The 3,027-nt window shown below is 62.2% G+C and carries 2 protein-coding genes and 1 pseudogene; all 3 read left to right on the forward strand.

Translation table 11 applies throughout. The annotated features are described in order from the left end of the window. Positions 1 to 13 precede the first annotated feature (13 nt). Entirely contained in the window at positions 14 to 280 is a 267-nt protein-coding gene (rpsT, locus tag EOA27_RS29630) for a 30S ribosomal protein S20 (protein WP_040985913.1), read from the forward strand. Between the two features lie 838 nt (positions 281 to 1,118). Next, the gene (gene dnaA / locus EOA27_RS29635; protein WP_126062828.1) at positions 1,119 to 2,666 is read left to right on the forward strand and encodes a chromosomal replication initiator protein DnaA; all 1,548 of its coding nucleotides are present in this window, start codon (positions 1,119 to 1,121) and stop codon (positions 2,664 to 2,666) included. 200 nt (positions 2,667 to 2,866) lie between these two features. Next, positions 2,867 to 3,027: pseudogene (locus EOA27_RS29640) on the forward strand (DNA polymerase III subunit beta); the annotation flags it as partial.

Below are 3,027 nucleotides of genomic sequence, written 5' to 3' on the forward strand. Positions count from 1 at the left end.
GAAGAGAGGCATCATGGCCAATACTTCCTCGGCCAAAAAGGCTACGCGCAAGATCGCCCGCCGCGCTGCGGTCAACAAGAACCGCCGCTCGCGCGTCCGCACCTATGTCCGCAAGGTCGAAGAGGCACTGGCCGCCGGCGACAAGGCCGCTGCGGTGGAAGCCTTCAAGGCTGCGGAACCGGAATTGATGCGCGCCGCCACCAAGGGCGTCGTCCACAAGAACACGGCTTCCCGCAAGGTTTCGCGACTGGCTCAGCGGGTCAAGACGCTGTCGGCCTGACCGACTCAATCCTCCATCGATTTGGAACCCGGCCGCACAGGCCGGGTTTTTTCGTTTGCCGGCAAGTACTTAAAAAGTTCGCCCGCAAGCTGCACTTGTGAGGCGATTCAAAATGCCGGTATTGTTTTGCCGGCATATACAGCGCCGCTTATATCTGCGCGCCTCTGCCGCGGCAGCTGCCCAAATTCTCCTGTCAAAAATTCCGCATTCTTTTCAGGTGCTTACAGACGGTCATCCACAGCTTGTTCAACGCACGGCCGGACCGCGGGGGAGAAGTAGCTGTCAAGAGAATTATTTCAGAATATTTCGTTTCGGGCGGTCTTTTTCATATTCGCCGGAAAAGGGTTTGAATCACAATGGCTTTGTCAAAACGTGCCGTCGCAGCACCCGAATTCAAGCCCCGTTCGGTAACCAGATTCGTTAAAAAACCGTTAGATGTGGCCTTGCCCTATCCACAGCGATTTCGGTAATGTCCATCCATCGAAGGGACGGGCACTAAGCCCCTGACCCAGCCTGAATCGGCCAGCACAAAATGGCAGAATTCATGACGTGGAGCAATTCCGCGCGTGGCTTGGTTTGTCTCTTCGGTGCGGTAGGGGACTGGCGTAATTGTACATTGGCGGTCGATGTCTCGCCGGCGTTTTCGCCGGAGGGTGGCGTATTGCCTTGTCTTTGTCGGAAGCCGGCGTGCGGAGCCGGCGGCTGGTCCCTTGCGCGAGTTGCGATGACCGTTTGCCGGCGGCGGCAGGGCAGCGCGGCGAATGAGGTCGCCGGACCAAGGATGCAGGAGGCGCATCCCCGGCGGGAAAAGGGTACGAGAAGACAAGGAACTGTGATCATGCAAAGCGGCATCGAGAGGGAGATAGCGGGCGATCTCCCATTTCCAGCAACTTTTGTCGGAGAGGGCGACGTGGCGGTATCCAGCGACGCGGAACAGAAGTTCGAACGGGTCAAGGCCCAGCTGAAGGCGCGTCTGGGGGCCGAGGTCTATTCGAGCTGGTTTGGTCGCATGAAAGTCGCCGAGGCCTCCCGCGGCATTGTCCGCATCTCGGTGCCGACCGCCTTCCTGCGGTCATGGATCAACGGCCACTATCTCGAGCTTATCGCGGAGCTGTGGCGGCATGAGGATCCCGACGTCCTCAAGATCGAGATCGTCGTGCGCACCGCGACGCGCCAGGGGCGCAACCATGTCGAGCCGGAAATCGCGCCGGCCCGCAAGACGACCAGGCAGACGCACACCGCGCTCGCCAACGGCACCGCGAGCGCCGGACGCGTGGAACAACGGGCGCCGGCGCCCCGCCAGGGCGCGTCCGCGGAACCGGAGTTCCGCCACAATGTTCTGGGGTCGCCGCTCGACCCGCGCTACACGTTCGCCTCCTTCATCGAGGGACCGTCCAACAGGGTGGCCTTCGCGGCGGCGAGAGCCGTGGCGGAATCGCAGTCGAGCGCGGTGCGTTTCAACCCGCTTTTCCTGCATGCCACCGTCGGGCTCGGCAAGACGCATCTCTTGCAGGCGATCGCGGCGGAATCGCTGCGACACAATCCGAAGTCGCGCGTCGTCTATCTGACGGCGGAGTATTTCATGTGGCGCTTCGCCACCGCGATCCGCGACAACAACGCGCTGACGCTGAAGGAGCAGCTGCGCGACATCGATCTCCTGATCATCGACGACATGCAGTTCCTGCAAGGCAAATCGATCCAGCACGAATTCTGCCACCTCATCAACATGCTGCTCGACAGCGCCAAGCAGGTGGTGGTCGCGGCCGACCGGCCGCCGTCGGAACTGGAATCGCTGGAACCGCGCGTGCGGTCGCGCCTCAATGGCGGCGTGGCGCTGGAAATGTCGGCGCCGGATTTCGCCATGCGGCTCGGCATGCTGAAGCTGCGCCGCGCCACCGCCAAGAGCGATGACACCTCGCTCGACATCTCGGACGAGATCCTGGAGCATGTCGCCCGTACGGTCACCGGCAGCGGGCGCGAGCTTGAGGGCGCCTTCAACCAGCTTCTGTTTCGCCAGTCCTTCGAGCCGCAGATCACGATCGACCGGATCGACGAGATCCTCGGCCACATCTATCGCTCGGGCGAGCCGAAGCGGGTGCGCATCGAGGACATCCAGCGCATCGTGGCGCGCCATTACAACGTGTCGAAGACGGAGCTTCTGTCCAACCGGCGCACGCGCACGATCGTCAAGCCGCGGCAGGTGGCCATGTATCTGTCGAAAGTGATGACGCCGCGCTCGCTGCCGGAGATCGGGCGGCGTTTCGGCGGCCGCGACCACACGACCGTGCTGCATGCCGTGCGCAAGATCGAGGACCTTTCGGGCGGGGACAACACGCTGGCGCAGGAGCTCGAACTGCTCAGAAGGCTGATCAACGACCAGGCCTGAGGCGATGCAAAAATGGCCGGCGACCCGCTTCGCCGGCTTTATCCCCAGAAAGCCCGCGCAACCGGCCCGAACCGGTGCCGCGGGCTTGCCTTTGCAGGCTTTTTACTGTCAGCTTACGGAGATTCTGGAAGCCTTTCAGGGCTTTCGCGGGATGCCGCCTGCCGGTGACCCGTTCATTCATTGAAGCGAGCCTGTTCGTCATGCGTGTTATCCTGGAACGGTCAAATCTCCTGAAGTCCCTCAACCACGTCCACCGCGTGGTCGAGCGGCGCAACACCATCCCGATCCTCTCCAACGTGCTGCTCAGCGCCGAAGGCGCGAGCCTCGAGATGAAGGCGACCGACCTCGACCTCGAGGTGAC

The organism is Mesorhizobium sp. M2A.F.Ca.ET.037.01.1.1 (assembly GCF_003998075.1).
Classification (GTDB): domain Bacteria; phylum Pseudomonadota; class Alphaproteobacteria; order Rhizobiales; family Rhizobiaceae; genus Mesorhizobium.

Coding starts and splice junctions, on each gene's coding strand:
- rpsT (WP_040985913.1), top strand. CDS start 14: ATGGCCAATACTTCCTCGGCCAAAAAGGCTACGCGCAAGATCGCCCGC.
- dnaA (WP_126062828.1), top strand. CDS start 1,119: ATGCAAAGCGGCATCGAGAGGGAGATAGCGGGCGATCTCCCATTTCCA.